Origin of the sequence: Streptomyces katrae (genome assembly GCF_000966975.1) — a bacterium.
Taxonomy (GTDB): Bacteria; Actinomycetota; Actinomycetes; order Streptomycetales; family Streptomycetaceae; genus Streptomyces; species Streptomyces katrae.
Genome location: NZ_JZWV01001596.1, coordinates 1 through 1,901, shown reverse-complemented (window position 1 = coordinate 1,901; position 1,901 = coordinate 1). Strand labels below are relative to the sequence as shown.

The following is a 1,901-nucleotide window of genomic DNA, read 5'->3' as shown; positions in this document are numbered from 1 at the left end:
GGACCGCCCCGCGCAGCGGCGCCCCCCCGGCCGGTGGTGGGACGGAAACGCCCGGCCAGGGCCTAGGCTGCAAGGGCTCCGCCGCCACCCCGCACCACCCCCCGGACCGCCATGCCCCCGAACCCCGCCGCCCGCCGCCCCCTGGGACGGGGCCCGGGCACCCCGCCGGAACCCGCTGAGGCGCCCGCTGCGGGACGAGAGGGCCCGGAAGGCGACGGAGCCCCCGCTCGGCGCTCCGGAGCCGCTGACGGCCCCGCCGAGCCCCCGCAGCCCCTCCCACAGGCCACACCCGACACCACCGCCACTCCCGCCGGGGGCGACGGGCGGTTCACCTTGCGGCTCGACAACTTCGAGGGGCCCTTCGATCTGCTGCTCCAGCTGATCTCCCGGCACAAGCTCGACGTCACCGAGGTCGCCCTCTCCAAGGTCACCGACGAGTTCATGGCGCACATCCGTGCCATGGGCCCCGACTGGGACCTCGACCAGACCACCGAGTTCCTCGTCGTCGCCGCCACCCTGCTCGACCTCAAGGCCGCCCGGCTGCTGCCCGCCGCCGAGGTGGAGGACGAGGCCGACCTCGCGCTGCTGGAGGCGCGGGACCTGCTGTTCGCCCGGCTGCTCCAGTACCGCGCGTACAAGCAGATCGCCGCGATCTTCGAGGACCGCGCGGCGGCGGAGGGCCGCCGCTTCCCCCGGACCGTCGGGCTGGAGCCGCACCACGCGGACCTGCTGCCCGAGGTGGTGCTCGGCATCGGTGCCGACGGGCTCGCCCGCCTCGCCGTCAAGGCCATGCAGCCCAAGGCCAGGCCCGAGGTCTACGTCGACCACATCCACGCCCCGCTGGTCAGCGTCAGGGAGCAGGCGGGTGTCCTCGTACGCCTCCTCAAGACGCGCGGCGAGGCGACCTTCCGGGAGCTCACCGAGGACGCCCCGGACACCCTCACCGTCGTGGCCCGCTTCCTGGCGCTCCTGGAGCTCTACCGGGAGAAGGCCGTGGTCCTCGACCAGCAGGAGGCCCTGCTCACCCTCACCGTCCGCTGGTGCGGCGGGGACGGCGACGGGATGCCGACGGTGACCGACGAGTTCGACCAAGTCGTGGAGGTAGCGGACTGATGGAGCTGAAGGGGGCCCTGGAGGCCGTCCTGATGGTGGTGGACGAGCCCGCCACCGCCGAGCACCTCGCCAAGGTGCTCGACCGCACCCCCCGCGAGGTCGCGGACGCCCTCACCGCCCTCGCCGACGAGTACACCGTCCAGCGCAGGGGCTTCGAGCTGCGCCTGGTCGCCGGCGGCTGGCGGTTCTACACCCGGCCCGAGTACGCGGAGGCCGTGGAGGCCTTCGTCCTGGACGGCCAGCAGGCCCGCCTCACCCAGGCGGCCCTGGAGACCCTCGCGGTCGTCGCGTACCGCCAGCCGGTGAGCCGCTCGAGGGTCTCGGCGGTCCGCGGGGTCAACTGTGACGGGGTCATGCGGACCCTCCTCCAGCGGGGTCTGGTGGCCGAGGCGGGCACGGAACCCGAAACAGGTGCGATCCTGTACAGGACGACGAACTACTTTCTGGAGCGGATGGGCCTGCGCGGCCTGGACGAGCTCCCGGAGCTCGCGCCCTTCCTCCCCGAGGCGGACGCGATCGAAGCCGAGACGCAAGAAGGTGTGCCGTCGTTCGATCCGGACGCACCGGACACTGACGTAGACGACGACAAGACGACGGACATTTGATGCGAAGCAGCGGCAACGGCAACGGTGGCAACAGGAACAGCGGCGGCGGTGGCGGCGGGCGCGGGGGCGCCCGTGGCGGCTCCTCCGGCGGCGGTGGCTACCGCGGAGGCAGCGGCAGCGGCGGCGGCTACCGTGGCGGCTCGGGCAGCGGCGGCGGCTACCGCGGCTCGTCCGGCGGCGGCT

General features: G+C 73.9%; 3 protein-coding genes. All 3 read left to right on the top strand.

Going from position 1 to position 1,901, the window contains the following annotated elements; all coding sequences use genetic code 11:
* Nucleotides 1-111: 111 nt before the first annotated feature.
* The gene (locus VR44_RS39505) at nt 112-1,113 is read left to right on the top strand and encodes a segregation and condensation protein A (RefSeq protein WP_045952525.1); all 1,002 of its coding nucleotides are present in this window, start codon (nt 112-114) and stop codon (nt 1,111-1,113) included.
* Nucleotides 1,113-1,718, top strand: a complete 606-nt coding sequence (gene scpB / locus VR44_RS39500; protein WP_045952524.1) for an SMC-Scp complex subunit ScpB — start codon at nt 1,113-1,115, stop codon at nt 1,716-1,718. Before VR44_RS39505 ends, scpB begins: the two co-directional genes overlap by 1 nt.
* Nucleotides 1,718-1,901, top strand: a 184-nt coding sequence (locus tag VR44_RS46700) for a hypothetical protein (RefSeq protein ID WP_045952523.1), incomplete at its 3' end; no start/stop codon positions are given. The genes scpB and VR44_RS46700, both read left to right, overlap by 1 nt.

Bases quoted from the DNA above. Each gene is read 5' to 3' on its own strand.
- VR44_RS39505 (WP_045952525.1), top strand. From the start codon at position 112: ATGCCCCCGAACCCCGCCGCCCGCCGCCCCCTGGGACGGGGCCCGGGC.
- scpB (WP_045952524.1), top strand. From the start codon at position 1,113: ATGGAGCTGAAGGGGGCCCTGGAGGCCGTCCTGATGGTGGTGGACGAG.